The sequence below is a fragment of the Flagellimonas taeanensis genome, assembly GCF_003584105.1.
Classification (GTDB): domain Bacteria; phylum Bacteroidota; class Bacteroidia; order Flavobacteriales; family Flavobacteriaceae; genus Flagellimonas; species Flagellimonas taeanensis.
The window spans coordinates 202,055-217,283 of record NZ_QXFO01000024.1 but is presented as its reverse complement, the minus strand read 5'-3'; the positions used below and the strand labels follow the sequence as shown (position 1 = coordinate 217,283).

At 45.6% G+C, this 15,229-nt stretch carries 19 protein-coding genes; 10 read left to right on the top strand and 9 right to left on the bottom strand.

The genetic code is table 11. The features are described from left to right. Positions 1-30 precede the first annotated feature (30 nt). Entirely contained in the window at positions 31-219 is a 189-nt protein-coding gene (locus D2V93_RS13040) for a hypothetical protein (protein WP_072879488.1), read from the bottom strand. Further along, on the bottom strand, positions 220-792 hold the full coding sequence (locus tag D2V93_RS13035; protein ID WP_245978021.1) for an RNA polymerase sigma factor: 573 nt from the start codon (positions 790-792) through the stop codon (positions 220-222). Between the two features lie 142 nt (positions 793-934). On the opposite strand from D2V93_RS13035, the gene D2V93_RS13030 reads away from it, so the two are divergent. The 9 genes from D2V93_RS13030 to D2V93_RS12990 all read left to right on the top strand — a co-directional run bounded on the left by D2V93_RS13030 (position 935) and on the right by D2V93_RS12990 (position 7,556). After that, a complete protein-coding gene (locus D2V93_RS13030; protein ID WP_119617956.1) occupies positions 935-1,615 on the top strand; it encodes a hypothetical protein in 681 nt (226 codons plus the stop codon). A 115-nt stretch (positions 1,616-1,730) separates the two neighbouring features. After that, on the top strand, positions 1,731-2,210 hold the full coding sequence (locus D2V93_RS13025) for a hypothetical protein (RefSeq protein WP_119617955.1): 480 nt from the start codon (positions 1,731-1,733) through the stop codon (positions 2,208-2,210). Between the two features lie 64 nt (positions 2,211-2,274). Then, positions 2,275-2,745 (top strand): cupin domain-containing protein, encoded by a 471-nt coding sequence (locus D2V93_RS13020; protein WP_119617954.1) that lies wholly within the window; start codon positions 2,275-2,277, stop codon positions 2,743-2,745. Between the two features lie 211 nt (positions 2,746-2,956). Continuing rightward, positions 2,957-3,715 (top strand): DJ-1/PfpI family protein, encoded by a 759-nt coding sequence (locus D2V93_RS13015; protein WP_119617953.1) that lies wholly within the window; start codon positions 2,957-2,959, stop codon positions 3,713-3,715. 137 nt (positions 3,716-3,852) lie between these two features. Then, the gene (locus tag D2V93_RS13010; protein WP_119617952.1) at positions 3,853-4,194 is read left to right on the top strand and encodes a YciI family protein; all 342 of its coding nucleotides are present in this window, start codon (positions 3,853-3,855) and stop codon (positions 4,192-4,194) included. Between the two features lie 35 nt (positions 4,195-4,229). Continuing rightward, complete coding sequence (locus D2V93_RS13005; protein ID WP_119617951.1) at positions 4,230-5,456, top strand: RNA polymerase sigma factor; 1,227 nt, start codon at positions 4,230-4,232, stop codon at positions 5,454-5,456. Positions 5,457-5,505: 49 nt separating this feature from the next. Continuing rightward, entirely contained in the window at positions 5,506-5,919 is a 414-nt protein-coding gene (locus D2V93_RS13000; RefSeq protein ID WP_147377328.1) for an MFS transporter, read from the top strand. 69 nt (positions 5,920-5,988) lie between these two features. Continuing rightward, a complete protein-coding gene (locus D2V93_RS12995; RefSeq protein WP_119617949.1) occupies positions 5,989-6,642 on the top strand; it encodes a two-component regulator propeller domain-containing protein in 654 nt (217 codons plus the stop codon). An 8-nt stretch (positions 6,643-6,650) separates the two neighbouring features. Continuing rightward, positions 6,651-7,556, top strand: a complete 906-nt coding sequence (locus tag D2V93_RS12990) for a cation diffusion facilitator family transporter (RefSeq protein WP_119617948.1) — start codon at positions 6,651-6,653, stop codon at positions 7,554-7,556. A 26-nt stretch (positions 7,557-7,582) separates the two neighbouring features. Here D2V93_RS12990 and D2V93_RS12985 read toward each other — a convergent pair whose 3' ends face one another. From D2V93_RS12985 to D2V93_RS12975, 3 genes are read right to left on the bottom strand one after another with little or no spacing between them, the layout of a single operon-like run. Continuing rightward, positions 7,583-8,731 (bottom strand): MFS transporter, encoded by a 1,149-nt coding sequence (locus tag D2V93_RS12985; RefSeq protein ID WP_119617947.1) that lies wholly within the window; start codon positions 8,729-8,731, stop codon positions 7,583-7,585. A 44-nt stretch (positions 8,732-8,775) separates the two neighbouring features. Beyond that, complete coding sequence (gene kynU / locus D2V93_RS12980; protein WP_119617946.1) at positions 8,776-10,044, bottom strand: kynureninase; 1,269 nt, start codon at positions 10,042-10,044, stop codon at positions 8,776-8,778. 56 nt (positions 10,045-10,100) lie between these two features. After that, positions 10,101-10,586, bottom strand: a complete 486-nt coding sequence (locus D2V93_RS12975; protein WP_245978019.1) for a GNAT family N-acetyltransferase — start codon at positions 10,584-10,586, stop codon at positions 10,101-10,103. Positions 10,587-10,628: 42 nt separating this feature from the next. Between D2V93_RS12975 and D2V93_RS12970 the strand changes: the two genes are divergently transcribed. Further along, positions 10,629-11,270 carry an O-methyltransferase gene (locus tag D2V93_RS12970; protein WP_119617945.1) on the top strand — a complete coding sequence of 214 codons (642 nt, stop codon included), beginning with the start codon at positions 10,629-10,631 and terminating at the stop codon, positions 11,268-11,270. On the opposite strand, the gene D2V93_RS12965 is transcribed toward D2V93_RS12970, so the two are convergent. The 4 genes from D2V93_RS12965 to D2V93_RS12950 all read right to left on the bottom strand — a co-directional run bounded on the left by D2V93_RS12965 (position 11,236) and on the right by D2V93_RS12950 (position 15,065). Beyond that, on the bottom strand, positions 11,236-11,808 hold the full coding sequence (locus tag D2V93_RS12965) for a phosphatase PAP2 family protein (RefSeq protein ID WP_072879437.1): 573 nt from the start codon (positions 11,806-11,808) through the stop codon (positions 11,236-11,238). The two genes, D2V93_RS12970 and D2V93_RS12965, sit on opposite strands and share 35 nt — an antisense overlap. Before the next feature lie 3 nt (positions 11,809-11,811). Next, on the bottom strand, positions 11,812-12,090 hold the full coding sequence (locus D2V93_RS12960) for a Sec-independent protein translocase subunit TatA/TatB (protein WP_072879436.1): 279 nt from the start codon (positions 12,088-12,090) through the stop codon (positions 11,812-11,814). Positions 12,091-12,170: 80 nt separating this feature from the next. Further along, on the bottom strand, positions 12,171-14,486 hold the full coding sequence (locus tag D2V93_RS12955) for a M1 family metallopeptidase (RefSeq protein ID WP_072879435.1): 2,316 nt from the start codon (positions 14,484-14,486) through the stop codon (positions 12,171-12,173). A 60-nt stretch (positions 14,487-14,546) separates the two neighbouring features. Beyond that, the gene (locus D2V93_RS12950; RefSeq protein WP_119617944.1) at positions 14,547-15,065 is read right to left on the bottom strand and encodes a DUF6702 family protein; all 519 of its coding nucleotides are present in this window, start codon (positions 15,063-15,065) and stop codon (positions 14,547-14,549) included. Positions 15,066-15,229 lie beyond the last annotated feature (164 nt).

The following is a 15,229-nucleotide window of genomic DNA, read 5'->3' as shown; positions in this document are numbered from 1 at the left end:
GTTTGTTTATATAGTGTTGTTGTTAGGTTCTCAGTTCTCTCCCAGTGTTCTAAAAAGTTTTCGCAAGGCACTTCCCAAATTGATGGAAAACAAAGAGGCCATGTCCATGATCAGCTTTGCGGCCGCTATGTCGTTCATTACCTTCTTTTTCATACCGGGTGGGGCCTCCCTTAGCGAGGCCTCCAACTCTTTGAACGGGTTTTTGTGTTGCTTTGCCATCTATTCCTGGGTATTGTAGATTTCCAATAATCTTTCCTTAGCTCTCTTCAACCGCATTTTCACGGCGCTCTCCCCTATATCCATCAACTCCACCATATCCTTTATGCTGGCACCGTCCTGATATTTCAAGAGCAATATGGACTTATCCTCGGCAGTGATCAACTCCAGGGCTTTTTTGAGTCTGTCCGCCTTCATTTCATATAAGCTTTCATCGGGAACATCTTCCGTAAGCTTATATTCCGTTTCTTCAACCTGTACGGATAGATCACGCATTTTCCGCTGCTTGTTCCGGTTGACATAGTTGACGCAAAAGTTATAGGTAAAAGAATAGAGCCATGTGGAAAACTTGGATTTTCCCTTGAACGTCCTCAGTTTAATGAAAAGTTGTAGAAAAACATCCTGGGTCAAATCCTCGGCTTCATCATCGGATTTTGCAAATCCATAGCATTTGTTGTACACCATCTTGGCATAACGATCGTACAACTTCTCGAACAATAAGGGATCATTGCTCGCAACAATCTGTTCCACTAATTCCTCATCCGACAGATGGGCATAAAGATCTTCTGCTTCCAAAAACGTTTTGTCGGGGTTACTTATGACGATTAGAAACAGTTTTTTAAAAAAAGTCACTCCGGGGTCGATTTAATTTGTGCCATCCTTCAAAAAGGGGCGCAAAAATAGGGGAATTTCAGGTATATTTGGTTAAAAACCAGATATGAAGACTGTTTACCTCGTTGGAATGTGCTCCCTGATCCTTTTGATAGGCTGCAAAACCGAAACCAAAAAAACGGAAGAGACTGTGGAACCTGAAAAAACCGTCCCCGAACTGGTGGCGGATGCGCATGGTTTCCAAAACTGGAAATCGGTGAAGGAGATCACCTTTACCTTCAATGTGGACAGGGATTCCATGCACTTTGAGCGCAGTTGGGCCTGGAGACCCAAACTGAACGAAGTGACCGCCATTTCCGGGCCGGACACCTTGGTCTACAATAAGGGGAGCATGGATTCCATTGCCTATAAGACCAATAGTGGGTTCATCAACGACCGGTACTGGCTTTTGGCCCCCTTCAACCTGATGTGGGATGCCAAAAACTATACTTATGAGCACACTCCCGAGGCCACTGCGCCCATAAGCGGGGAGCAGATGCAAAAACTGACCATTGTGTACAAGAACGAGGGCGGCTATACCCCGGGCGATGCCTATGACCTTTATTTTAAGGACGATCATATCATCCGGGAATGGGCGTATAGAAAATCCAACCAAGAGGAGCCCAATCTGGTCTCCACGTGGGAAGATTACGTGACTATTGAAGGACTGGAGCTGGCACAGCAGCACAACCGCCCCGAAGGTGGCACGAAATTGTACTTTTCCGGACTATCGGTCAGTATGGAATAGGCGTTTTGTTTTTGGGCCAACAGCGTCCAAACTATTTTTTAAGTTCCCCAAAAAACATAACGGATGACCCAATACATCCATATAAACAAGTTGTGCGTCGTACTGACTCAACCAGATGAAAATTGAATTTGACTACATATTAAAAGAAAACGGTTGGGCAATTGGAATGCTTAAATCAAGAGATTTTTCGACTGAATTTAATGCCTCATATCTTCACGATACTTTGAATTCGATAATCAATGCAATAATCGGACTTTTGACCGACCGAAAAAGGGTCGCGATTCCCTTCTATGACGAACCTGGAGAACACCAATTAGTGATTGAAAAAATTGATTCCAACAAAGTTTCGATTGAATTAAAATGGTATGAGGATTACGCAACTGAATATGTGATTGATACGGATAAATATGTATCACTGTTTAAAGGTGAAACAACTTTAAAAGGTTTCTTCTCTAACGCATTTGATTCAATAAAAAGAATATTAGACGAAAACGGAATTGAAGGATATAAAGAAAAGTGGAGGCACGAATTCCCAATTTCTGACTATAAAAAACTGACTGAATTAAAAACTACTGCCAATAATGGCTATTCGTAATTGCCTGTACGCAAGGATTGAAATCCAATTAATTGAGTAAAACAACAACTCTAAAAGATATCCGATGAAAAAAATAATTTTCTTTCTGTTTATTTCCGTATCCGTATTCTCCCAAAATTCAGCATATCAAGTCCACTCCTATCTGACAGAGGGCACAAAAGCGCCGAACACCCATTACATAGGGGAAGCTTGGTTGAATGCCATTATTCACGATGACAGCGAATTGGGCTATAACATCACAAAAGCAACCTTTAAGGCCAACTCCACTTTGGACTGGCACAAACATAGTTCTGCCCAGGTATTGATCATTGTAGAGGGAAATGCTTATTATCAGGAGAAGGGAAATGAGCCTGTAATCCTGAAAAAAGGGGATGTGATCAAATGTGGAAAAGATATCGAACACTGGCATTCCTCCACCAAATTTAGTGATGTAACGTATTTGGCTTTATATAGCGGAGAACAACCCACCACGTGGACTGAGGTTGTGACGCAAGAATACTATGACGGGGTGGCCGAAAAACTAAAAAATGATTGAACTTCAACAAAGTTCAACGGCAAGTCCTTTGAATTAAAATACTGGCGAACAATCACGGCTACAATTCATTGTAACCGTATTTCCCTTCAAAAATCCTGCAATGAACTATCTTTGATATCAAGCGGACACTATTCATTCTTCCAAATAGGTTCGAAAGAACTCAACACAAAGAATTTAACCACAACAAAAAGCGTAAAATCCGCACAAAAAAATGAGAAGATTTGGAATTTTAGCACCCCTTGTTATTGCTGTGATGGTATCGAGTTGTAATTCCGATAAGGCCAATACAAAAACCGAGGTCCAGGAACCAAAGGAGTTGGCCTCCGACACCCTTACCAAACATTTGAAGTCCTTTGACCCCAATCTGCCCACCATTGGCCTATTGATGTACAATGGAGTGCTCCAAAGCGAAGTAGTGGCCACATCCGATGTATTTGCCAAACCTATGGAGGATGGAACCCAAATCTTCAATGTCGTCACCATTGCCGAGACCAAAAACCCCATCACCACTGAAGAAGGGCTGAGACTTGTCCCTGATTATACATTTGAGAACGCCCCAAAACTGAAAGTACTGTTCGTGCCCAGTGCCTATGACATGTATGCCCAGGTCCACAACGATAAGATCGTAAATTTCATCAGTAAAAAGAACAAAGAAACCGAATATATGGTCAGCAATTGTGCCGGGGCACAGCTCATAGGGGCATCTGGGATTGCAGACGGGCATAAGATCGTTACCTGGATCGGTGGTGGTGAGCAGCTCCAAAAAGACTACCCCAACCTGAAAGTCGAGGATGACAGCTTGGTCACTTATGTGAAGGATGGCAAATTTCTGTCCTCCAACGGCAATTTGGCCAGCTACATATCCGCATTGGAACTCCTCGAAATCATGACGAGCCCAGAACACCGAAAGTTTGTGGAGAGCTACCTTTATCTTGACCGACTTCAAAATTGGGGCAAACCAGCGCCGTGAACATTGGCCAAGAAAACGAAACCATGACCAAAAAGCACCTCTCAAAAAAATAATTGAAAAAAAATGTCCACTTTGATCCATCCCGATTGTCATTGAAATATAAGACGAAGATTCATTAACCCTAAAAATCCAAAACAATGAAAGAGTTCATTCTTATTTTCAGGCACGAAAATGCAAACGGCAAGGTTTCCCCAGAGCAAATGCAGCAATGGATGAAGCAACAAATGGAATGGGTGGACAGCATTGCCGCCCAAAACAAATTTATTGGCGGTACTGGACTGCTCTTTGATGATGCCAAAGTGGTAGACCACAACAAGATGGTCACCAATGGCCCGTTCGGGGACATCAAGGAAACCCTGGGCGGATACATTACCGTTAGAGCGGAATCGGCGGACGAAGCTGCGGAGTTTGCGAAAGGAGCACCCGTTTTGCAAGGCGAGGGCAACACTGTGGAGGTACGGCAGATCATATCACATTAAAATGTAAAGCAAAGCCCCATAAATGGGGTTTTTTTATGGGCAAAACTGATATCATACCAAACCTGTTCAGGTCGGAATACGGGAAGATCGTGACCGTACTTTCCCGCTATTTTGGTATTGAACATATCGAAATTGCCGAAGACCTCACCAGCGAAACCTTTTTGATGGCCGTCGAAACCTGGCCCTACAAAGGCATTCCCGAAAATCCCACAGCTTGGCTATACACCGTGGCAAAGAACAAGGCCAAAAACCACCTCAACAGGAACAAGACATTCCGGGACAAAATCTTGAACGAGCTGAAAACAGGTGAAAAACCATGGGATAGATTGGAAATAGACCTATCCCACAAAAGCATCACCGACAGCCAATTGCAAATGCTCTTCACTATCTGTCACCCTTCCATTTCCCAAAAATCCCAGATCAGTTTGGCGTTGAGGGTATTGTGCGGGTTTGGGATTGACGAAATCGCCGATGCCTTTTTGACCACCAAAGAAACCATTACCAAACGACTGCAACGGGCAAAGGAAAAATTGCGTTTGGAGAACATCCGGATGGCCCTCCCGGATGATGGTCAACTACAAATGAGATTGGACACCGTTCTGCGGGCCATGTACCTGCTGTTCAGTGAAGGCTATTATTCCGAGAGCAACAATTCCCTGATACGAAAGGAACTGTGTCTGGAAGCCATGAATTTGGTGTACCTCCTACTTCAAAATGACCTTACGAACAACCATTCGAGCAATTCACTGATGTCCCTGATGTGTTTTCACGCCTCCCGATTGGACGCAAGACTATCGGAAAAGGGAGAAATCATTTTGTATCAGGACCAAGATGCGAGTCTTTGGGACAAAACGCTCATTGAAAAAGGGTTTCACTACCTACAGCAGGCCTCCAAATGGGAAGTGGTCTCCAAATATTACCTTGAGGCAAGCATAGCTTACTGGCATACCGTCAAACAAGACCACAAGGAAAAATGGGAGAGCATCTTAAAACTGTATGACCAACTCCTTACGATAGATACTACACCCGTTGGGGCCATGAACAGACTGATGGCACTGGCAAAAGTGAAAGGAAATGAACAGGCCCTGAAAGAAGCCGAGAAATTGAATTTGGAGGACAATCACTTTTTTTACGTACTTGTGAGTGAACTACATAGAGAGACGGATAGGGAAAAAGCACTATCTGCATTGAACAAGGCGTTGGAGCTTTGCAAGACCGAACCGGAGAAAATATTGATCAAGAGCAAAATCCAAAAGATGTAGGCGACACAGAAAAAGCCGAACACATAACTCCACTTCAAGAGGACCAGCCATGGAACAACGACTAAAAGCACTAAAAACAATCCACATCGGACAAATATTGGGAATAGCATTGGCTTACTTTTTTCTGGGAGACCTTGGATCCAGGGATTTTTTAAAAATACCCGAAACCGATGCCACCACCTTCCTTTATGTATTGATCCCCATGGCCGCCATTTTTGTGGGACAGCTCATGTATAGGCAACAATTGCAAAAGGTGGATACCAAGTTGCCCTTGGAAGAAAAATTGGCAACCTACCAAACCGCACTCATTATTCGATGGGCACTGATAGAAGGGGCCGCATTTTTGATTCTTTTTCTGAAACCAGAGCTTGTGGCACTAGGCCTCTTGCTCATCCTTTACCTGATTTTACTTAGACCTTCCGAAGATGGCATGAAAAGGGACTTTCAAGCGTTTGGCAAATAAAGACTGAAAAAACACTAACTTGAAGATGGTTATGTGTGACCATTCATCCAATCAAAAAACAGCTCCCAAATGAAATACGGCTTACTCTTTATGCTGGCCTGCGTATGGGTTTCCTGCAACTCCCCTAAAACAAAAGCCGAAACTGCTGAAATGGAAACCAAGGCCGATCAGGAGGATGGCCTTCAGATTGGAGATTATGTCGTTGAGACCTTCCAAGATTCCAAGGACAACCTCTGGTTGGGCAGGGATGACTATGGGGCGAGCAAATTTGATGGAACTATTTTTGCCCACTTCACCATCAATGAGGGTCTGAATTCCAACAACGTCCAATCCATTGTTGAAGACAAAGAAGGAATTATTTGGATTGGAACAAGAGTGGCCGAAAAGGACAACACAGATGTCAACAAACGGTTGGGAAAAGGCGGATTGAACAAATATGATGGTGAAAAGTTCATCCATTTTCCCGAAATTGAAGGACTGAACAACAGTGATGTCTTTACCCTGTACAAGGACAACGCTGACCAAATATGGATCAGCACAACGAGCAATGGGGTCTATGCATTTGAAAACAATAAATTTGTGCACTACGATGTTCCCAAATCGACCATGAGCTTTTTGAAGGACAAGGCCGAGAACCTATGTCTGGGCTGTGCAGGAGGGCTATACCGAATCCATCCAAACGGCGAACTAGGGAACATTCGGACAAACGGACCTTGGAAGTAAAAAACGGAATGAACAACGAACATACCGCAATTCGAACCACCTATTTCAGCATCATTGGAAATACCAGTTTGGCATTGATCAAAGGGCTGGCCGGATTCTTTGGAAATTCCTATGCGCTGATCGCAGATGCCATCGAGTCCACAACGGACATCTTCTCTTCCCTCCTTGTGCTGTTCGGACTCAAATATGCCAAACGGCCAGCGGACGAAAACCACCCCTACGGACATGGAAAAATAGAACCCCTGATCACCTTCTTGGTGGTTGCCTTTCTTGTCACCTCGGCGACGGTGATAGCCTACGAGAGCATCCAAAACATCCGGACCCCCCACAAAATCCCTAAACCTTGGACATTGCTCGTACTTGGCGGCATCATTCTGTGGAAGGAAATCTCATTCCGGATCGTCATAAAGAAGAGCAAGGAAACCAACAGTTCCTCCCTAAAGGCGGATGCCTGGCACCACCGAAGTGACGCCATAACCTCGGTAATGGCCTTTATCGGGATTTCGATTGCACTCCTGTTTGGCAAGGGGTATGAAACGGCAGACGACTGGGCGGCCCTTTTGGCGTCAGCCTTTATTCTCTACAACAGCTATCTGATTTTTAGACCTGCCCTAGGGGAAATCATGGACGAGCACCTATATGATGATCTTTTGGAAGAGATCAGGGAAGAATCCATCAAGGTCAAAGGTGTTGTCGGGACGGAAAAATGTTTTATCCGAAAAGCCGGAATGAAATACCATGTGGACCTGCATGCCATTGTGGATGCAGAGATTTCTGTAAAGGAAGGTCACTACATTGCCCATCAGCTCAAAGACCATTTGAGAAAAGAAATCCCCAATTTGGGACATGTTTTGATCCATATTGAACCGGACACCTGTACGGTAGAGGCCCCATCAGCCGATGGCAAAAATTAATTTAGCTTGCTACATATTTATGCCAATCATTTTCGCTTCTTACCGAGAAAAAAGGTGATTCCCATAACCAATAGGGCCATACACAACAACAGCATAAAACTATACTTCAACGAAGCACTTTCTGCAATGAACCCGAGAATGACAGGCCCCAACAAAAAACCAATATAACCCGACCCTGCAATAAAGGCAACTCCTTGGGAAGAGTCCACTCCCTTTACATTACCGCCTATTCGGAACAATTCGGGGACAATGACCGAAAATCCAAGGCCATTGAAAGCAAACCCAATAATGGACAATGTGGTGTGCTGCGTCAGTACCAACAAATAGCCCAAAGCGGCTATAAAGGCACCTAGCCCCACAATTTTTATGGGTCCAATTTTAGAACTGATCCCATCCCCAAGAAATCGGCCCAAGGTCATGGTTGTGGAAAATGCCAAGAATCCCATGCCAATCAGCATCTCGGGGGCCATGGTCATTTCTTTAAGGTAAAGCCCGCTCCAGTCAATAATGGCACCTTCGCTCCCAAAAGAAACAAAACCTATGATCCCCAACAGCAGCAAAGGCTTGAAAAGTTTAAGACTAAACGGTTCTTTCTCCACGGGAGCTGCAACGATGTGGATGTAATGTTTTCTAAAATAGAGGTTGAGGATAAACACCAGCACCACCGTAATGCCCATGTGCAGCACAGGGCTCCCAATAACAGGAATCAGAAAACTGCCCAATCCCACCAAAATACCACCCAGACTGAAAAAGCCGTGGGCCGCCGACATGAAATTTTGCTTGTCCTCTTTTTCGATCTCCGTGACCAAGGTGTTTATCGCAATATCAATAAAACCATTGCCCGCCCCAAATAGGTACAGTGCCGCCATCAACAAGTAATAATTGGGGGCCATGAGCGGCAACATGGCCGTAGCGGTAACCCCTACAACACCGATCCAAGAAGCCCTGCCCACACCAATTCGGTTGATGAGCTTGGATGCCATTGGAATAATGGTAAACACGCCAAGGGACAGACAAAACAAAGCAATTCCCAAGTCCGCTTTATCTATGCCCAACTTCTCTTTTACGGTGGGGATGTATATGGCCCAGGTACCAAACCAGATATTGATGCTGGTAAAAACCCATGCTGCTCCAAAATACCTTGGATTGGACAGAATCAATTTTAGGGACTTCATAAAGATAATCGGTTGGTTGGGTTCATATAAAGAGTGGTCAATGCTTATTTGTTCAGTATGCCTTGTTTCAAAATCTGCCCAAAACGGTACATATCTTCATAGGAGCAATAGAAGGGAGCCGGGGCCAAGCGTATCACATTGGGTTCCCGCCAATCGGTGATCACCCCCTGCTTCATCAAGTAATCAAACAAGGCCCTGCCCTCACCATGCAGAAACACGGAAAGTTGACAGCCCCTTTCTGCTGGGGTGATGATCTCAAAAGTGCTGTCCACCTGCTTGTCTATCTCATGGAGAATAAATTCCAGATAGGCCACGATGATTCGTTGTTTTTCGATCAAGGCATCCATCCCCACCTCATCGAACAGTTCCAAAGAGGCCAAATAGGGGGCCAATGACAGTATGGGCGGATTGCTCAACTGCCAAGCATCGGCAGAAGCAATGGGGTCGAACTCAGGCTTCATCAAAAAGCGGGTCTCCTTTTTGTTTCCCCACCATCCCTCAAAACGAGGGATATCTTCCTTGTCCAAATGTCGTTCATGGACAAAAATACCCGAGGCATTCCCAGGACCGCTGTTCATATATTTGTAGCTGCACCAAGCGGCAAAGTCCGCGCCCCAATCGTGCAACTGTAGCTTCACATTACCTACAGCATGTGCCAAATCCCAGCCCACAAAGGCTCCAGCGGCCTTTCCCGCTGCGGTGATGGCCTGCATGTCCAGCACTTGCCCGTTGTAGTAATTCACCCCACCCATCAGTACCAAAGCGAGTTCATCACCCACCTCATTGATCTTTGCAACGATGTCCTCCGTTCGCCAAGCATGTTCCCCATCCCTTTTCTTCACCTCAATGATGGCTTCCTTGGGGTCCCATCCATGGAAACGGGCCTGGCTTTGCAACATGTACTGGTCCGACGGAAAGGCCTTCTCCTCACAGATGATCTTGAACCGTTTTGCGGTCGGCCTATAGAAGGAAGCCATCAAAAGGTGCAGGTTCACGGTAAGCGTATTCATCACTGAAACCTCCTTGGGCCGTGCACCTACCACTTTTGCCAATCCTTTCGCCAATCGTTCATGATAGTCCCACCAAGGTTTTTCGGCATAAAAATGACCTTCCACCGCCAGTTCCCTCCAATCTTTCATCACCTCATCCACATACGCTTGGGTGCGCTTGGGCTGTAAACCGAGGGAATTTCCGGTGAAATAGATGACATCCCTGCCATTTACCTGCGGAAAGTGGAACCCTTGTCTGTATTTGGAAAGCTGGTCCGCTGCATCAAGTTGCTGTGCGAATTCCAGCGTATTTTGGAATGTCATGTGTTTTTGCTTTGCTTCAAAAATACGATTTGTGGGATTAAATCTGGCTTGGGAAGTCACTCCAACCGCATTTCGATGATATGTTTTTTAAATCCTACTTTTTCATAGGCCTTGATGGCAGGAAGATTATCGCTATAAACGGTCAACCGTATTTCCTTGAACCCTTTTTGGACCGACCACTGCTTCAATTCATCCACAATTTTCGCATTGATGCCCAACCCTCGGTATTCTGGGTCGGTGTACATGAACCCCAAATAGGCATACCAATCGTGGTCCAGATAGTGCCTCGCCTTCTTTGGGATGGCATAGCCGGACGCCACAAGCTTTCCATCAGCTTCGGCCACGACCACATGGGCTTCGGTATCCTGTACCATCTGGGCCAGGTCATAATAGCTTACGTGGCCTTCCTTGATGGTGACATCGAATGGGCGTTCCGCCCTAATGATCTCTTGTTCAAATTGCAGCAGTGTGGGCAGATCTTCCAAGGTGCCCCTCCTTATATGTATCGTTTTTGACATCATCTTCCAAATTCGTGAATCCATGTCGAATGTACTTCTTTTCCCTATTTTTGCGAAAACTTGACCATGCATTTCCTCTCCCCTTTGTTGGAAAGTTATATTGCCGACCATTCGGAACCGGAACCCGAACTGTTGCGGGAACTGACCCGCGAAACCCACCTCAAAGTAGTACAGCCCCGAATGATCACAGGGCATTTTCAGGGAAGGGTACTCAGTATGCTGTCCAAGATCATCGCCCCAAAATATATTTTGGAAATCGGGACCTACACGGGATATTCGGCGCTCTGCTTGGCCGAAGGATTGGAAAAAGGGGGGCAATTGCACACCATTGAGGTGAACGAAGAGCTACGACTGATCCAGCGGAAGTATTTTGACAGGAGCGGGTATGGTCCACAAATCATCCAACATACGGGCGATGCACTGAACTTGGTACCACAACTGGAACAGACTTTTGACTTGGTCTTTATTGATGCACAAAAGGTAAACTATGATGCCTATTTTGAGGCCGTGATCCAAAAAACAAGACCGGGCAGTGTCATTCTCTCCGACAATGTGCTATGGTCTGGCAAGGTGGTGGAACCCATTGAAAAATCCGACAAGGCCACTGCGGCCCTTCTGGCCTATAACCAAAAGCTCAAGGATGACCCGAGGGTAGAAACGGTATTATTGCCCATCAGGGATGGACTGACGCTGAGTAGGGTGTTATAAAGCGTTTGTATAGCGCATGGAACAGCCAACCGGACAGTAGGCCCACCACCGTTCCTACAATGATATCAATGGGAAAGTGGACACCGACGTAAATGCGGCTCATGGTAAAAAGAATGGGCCAAATGAAGAAAAGGAGGGCCCACTTCAGCTTTGCCCGCAAAAAAAGGTACATCAACATGGCAATGGAAAAGGAACTGGAGGCGTGCCCCGAGAAAAAGCTATAGTCTGTCGGGGTCTTCAATATCCGGATCAGGGTGTTGATCTCCTCCGTGTTATTAGGCCGTAACCGTGCCACTGAAATTTTGGTGAAATGGGTAATGGCAGTGACAAAAATTACCAATCCCAATACCGTCAAGAATTTATAAAGGGCATCCTTTTTGGGAAATTTCATATAGAGTAACACCAAAAAAAGAACGAAAAGGGGTGTCCATGTGGCAATATGGGTCACCGTGGACCAAAAAGCATCATATTTTTCAATGCCCAAACTGTTGAGATAGACAAAAGTATCCCGATCCCATTGGAGCAATTTTTCAAGCATGGATTATTTGGAGCTTCTTTTGATGGAGCCGGTCACTTCGTCCACATTCTTTTTCACCTCGTTCAGCTCATTGCGGATATCCTTGGTGAAATCGGTATCGATGCCCTGTTTTTCGGCACTTTTCTGAATCTCACGTTTGATATCGTCCGTGGCATCCCGCAACTGGCGCATTCCCTTGCCAAGTCCCTTGGCTATACTTGGAATTTTGTCGGCACCAAAGACCATCACCACTATGAATAGGATGAAAAATATCTCCGCACCGCTTATGAATAGAAAATACATACAACAAATATAATGAGAACTTGGTAGGAAAATAAAAAAAGCCCCGTGAAATCACGGGGCCCTAAATAGTTAAATTTTCGCTATTTTTCTCCTTTAATACTCTCCTTGAACTTATCAAAGTCTGACTTCTCGTCTTTCTTGGGCCAGGAGTTGTTGGTGGTATCGATATCGGCGGTTTCCAGTTTGGGGTCCACCACGATGCCCACCAATTCTTTCTGTGAAGCAACGACCCTTTTGACTTCGGCGTCGTTCTTTCTCCAGATTTCTGGAGGATAGGTCACATTTTCCTTGCTGCCATCGGCATAGGTATATTCCACGATCAATGGCATGGGAACACCTCCCGGCTTGTCAAAAGTGATCTCATAGAAATATTTGGGTTCCTTCACTTGAGACCTTTCGGCCTCGGTCATGTTGTCCATCATAAACTCCTTCAAGTTCTGTGAAGTCTCTGTTGGGGATTTTCCCTTCAGCTCAGGCATATAGTCCTCGCTATCCTCTTCTGCCAAGTACACCAATGGGGGAAGGTCGGCCTCGGTAAGATTCCTATCGGCCATATATTTCTCCATTTCTTTGGTAGGTTTGTTGGTCACATAGTATTTTTTGACCCCTTTGACCCCTATGTCCACATAATCAGTGGTGTAGAACCAAGCTCTCCAGAACCAATCCAAGTCCACTGCGGATGCGTCTTCCATGGTACGGAAGAAATCCTCAGGAGTGGGGTGCTTGAACATCCAACGTTGTGCGTAAGTCTTGAAGGCATGATCGAACAATTCCTTGCCCATTACCGTTTCCCTCAAGATGTTCAGTGCAGTAGCTGGTTTGGCATAAGCATTGGGTCCCAATTGGTACACGTTCTCGGGGTTGGACATGATGGGGGAGATAAAGTTTTGGTCACCACTCATGTAGGGCACAATGGCAGCTGGTTCACCCCTTTGGGATGGATATTTTCCGTTCGGGGCAATGATGTCCGGGTAGGTTTTTCCAAAATCCTGCTCTGCCAAGTACTGCATGAAGGTATCAAGACCCTCATCCATCCATCCCCACTGACGCTCGTCGGAGTTGACGATCATAGGGAAGAAGTTGTGTCCCACTTCGTGGATAATCACACTGATCATACCGTATTTCACCCTATCGGAATAGGTACCGTCCTCATTGGGGCGTCCATAGTTCCAGCAGATCATGGGGTATTCCATCCCTTGGTTCTTGGCATGTACGGAAATTGCCTTGTGGTAAGGGTAGTCAAACGTATGTTTTGAATAGGTCTGCAGGGTCTGAACCACGGCCTTGGTGGACATGTCTTCCCACAATGGGTTTCCTTCCTTGGGGTACATGGAAACGGCCATAACGTCCTTTCCGCCTATTTTGACGGCCTGCATGTCCCAAATGAACTTGCGCGAAGAGGCAAAGGCATAGTCCCTGACATTGGTCGCCTTGAACTTCCATGTTTTTTTATCCGTGGAAAAACCTTTTTCCGCAGCTTCCACTTCTTCTTGGGTCACAATGATCACCGGTTTGTCATACGACTTGGTGGCTTCCTTGTAACGTTTCATCATTTCTTTGGAGAACACATCCTCCCTGTTCTGCAATACCCCGGTGCCATCCAAAATATGGTCAGCAGGCACGGTGATGCTCACATCGTAGTTTCCAAAAGGCAGGGCAAACTCGCCACTTCCCCAAAACTGATGGTTTTGCCATCCTTCCACATCGCTATAGACTGCCATCCTAGGGAAGAACTGTGCGATCACATAAGCACGATTACCGTCCTTGGGGAAGTACTCATATCCAGAACGGGCCCTGTTTACGGTGTGATCGGGAATATTGTACCACCACTTGATGGAAAAGGAAATCTTCTCCCCGCTTTTAAGGGCTTGGGGAATGTTTACCCGCATCATGGTCTGGTTGATGGTGTAGGACAATGGCTTACCACTGGCATCCTTCACCCACTCGATGTTGAACCCTCCATCGAAAGGCTCACTGATATAGGTTTCGGTAAAATTGCCCGCAGTGTAGGCAATGTTCACACCATTACCGTCCCTCAATGGGGATTTGGAGTCTTTGGCACGTACGTTTTGATCCAACTGTACCCAAAGGAACTCCAGGTTGTCCGGTGAATTGTTGTGATAGGTGATGGTCTCCTCACCATAGAGTTTGGCATTTTTGTCGTCCAGTTCCACGTTCATGACATAATCTGCCTGTTGCTGGTAGTAGTCTGGTCCCGGAGCGCCCGAAGCCGAGCGATAGGTGTTGGGAGTGGAGAACTCCTCGTACAATTGTTTGAACCTACTTTGGTTGTAGTGTCCTGGCTCCCGTTCTTTTTTTGCCTCTCCTTCCTGCGCCATGGCCATGGCACCAAAAAGAAAGAGCAGGGATGCTACGTAATGTTTGATTCTGTTCATTTTCAATTTGATTTTATGAGGGTGAAAAATAACGCATTTTAACCAATTGTTAACAAAGCGTTATAAGTTTAACATTCCTTTATTATTGCTCTTCATCAGCACGAAACTCTTTTTGTTCCCCTTCCATTTCACATGGACCACGTTCTTCTGTTCGTCAAACAGGTCGGTGAGCACTTCGTTCTCCACAGTCATGGTCGTGATAGAGGATAGCTTTACTTTCGGAATTTCCAGATAGCAAATGACCACATCGTTATCGTACCGCTTTCCCAAGAAGTTGTATTGGGCCGCTTCCCCGTTGAATAGGACCAGAAATTTGGCCCGTAGGTACTTTTCAATGTATTCATCGGCCACCTTGGCCTCGTCCGGGGTGGCCAACTTGGCCTTGATGCCATAGCGTTCGGCCAAAAGGGCATCCAAGTCGTCTATAAAAATACGGGAAGTGATCTGAAACGCATCCTCCTCCTCGGCATAGACCATGTTGGTGACGCTCACATAGAATTTATGTGCGGTGGTGAAGGACAAAAAAAGGGCCATTGCCAAAGGCGAGACCAATACTTTTGCAATTTTCCGCTTCATCATGGTATATCTGACGTTATTATTAGGGCAATGTTACAGTTTTATAGGGTTATCTGCAATTTGTTTGCCAAAACAACTTTTTCAAGACATAAGAAACCAGACCAAGTACTATATGTCAGCTTATTACTTTGTTACTGAGTTATTGGTTATTGTGCTTGGTATTGGAT

What these genes read in the sequence shown, in the direction of transcription:
- D2V93_RS12985 (WP_119617947.1), bottom strand. Translation starts at nt 8,731, where the DNA reads ATGAAGTCCCTAAAATTGATTCTGTCCAATCCAAGGTATTTTGGAGCA.
- D2V93_RS13015 (WP_119617953.1), top strand. Translation starts at nt 2,957, where the DNA reads ATGAGAAGATTTGGAATTTTAGCACCCCTTGTTATTGCTGTGATGGTA.
- D2V93_RS12965 (WP_072879437.1), bottom strand. Translation starts at nt 11,808, where the DNA reads ATGCTTGAAAAATTGCTCCAATGGGATCGGGATACTTTTGTCTATCTC.
- D2V93_RS12975 (WP_245978019.1), bottom strand. Translation starts at nt 10,586, where the DNA reads ATGGATTCACGAATTTGGAAGATGATGTCAAAAACGATACATATAAGG.
- D2V93_RS13040 (WP_072879488.1), bottom strand. Translation starts at nt 219, where the DNA reads ATGGCAAAGCAACACAAAAACCCGTTCAAAGAGTTGGAGGCCTCGCTA.
- D2V93_RS13030 (WP_119617956.1), top strand. Translation starts at nt 935, where the DNA reads ATGAAGACTGTTTACCTCGTTGGAATGTGCTCCCTGATCCTTTTGATA.
- D2V93_RS12955 (WP_072879435.1), bottom strand. Translation starts at nt 14,486, where the DNA reads ATGAACAGAATCAAACATTACGTAGCATCCCTGCTCTTTCTTTTTGGT.
- D2V93_RS13010 (WP_119617952.1), top strand. Translation starts at nt 3,853, where the DNA reads ATGAAAGAGTTCATTCTTATTTTCAGGCACGAAAATGCAAACGGCAAG.
- D2V93_RS12970 (WP_119617945.1), top strand. Translation starts at nt 10,629, where the DNA reads ATGCATTTCCTCTCCCCTTTGTTGGAAAGTTATATTGCCGACCATTCG.
- D2V93_RS13005 (WP_119617951.1), top strand. Translation starts at nt 4,230, where the DNA reads ATGGGCAAAACTGATATCATACCAAACCTGTTCAGGTCGGAATACGGG.
- kynU (WP_119617946.1), bottom strand. Translation starts at nt 10,044, where the DNA reads ATGACATTCCAAAATACGCTGGAATTCGCACAGCAACTTGATGCAGCG.
- D2V93_RS13025 (WP_119617955.1), top strand. Translation starts at nt 1,731, where the DNA reads ATGAAAATTGAATTTGACTACATATTAAAAGAAAACGGTTGGGCAATT.
- D2V93_RS12995 (WP_119617949.1), top strand. Translation starts at nt 5,989, where the DNA reads ATGAAATACGGCTTACTCTTTATGCTGGCCTGCGTATGGGTTTCCTGC.
- D2V93_RS13020 (WP_119617954.1), top strand. Translation starts at nt 2,275, where the DNA reads ATGAAAAAAATAATTTTCTTTCTGTTTATTTCCGTATCCGTATTCTCC.
- D2V93_RS12950 (WP_119617944.1), bottom strand. Translation starts at nt 15,065, where the DNA reads ATGATGAAGCGGAAAATTGCAAAAGTATTGGTCTCGCCTTTGGCAATG.
- D2V93_RS12990 (WP_119617948.1), top strand. Translation starts at nt 6,651, where the DNA reads ATGAACAACGAACATACCGCAATTCGAACCACCTATTTCAGCATCATT.
- D2V93_RS13000 (WP_147377328.1), top strand. Translation starts at nt 5,506, where the DNA reads ATGGAACAACGACTAAAAGCACTAAAAACAATCCACATCGGACAAATA.
- D2V93_RS12960 (WP_072879436.1), bottom strand. Translation starts at nt 12,090, where the DNA reads ATGTATTTTCTATTCATAAGCGGTGCGGAGATATTTTTCATCCTATTC.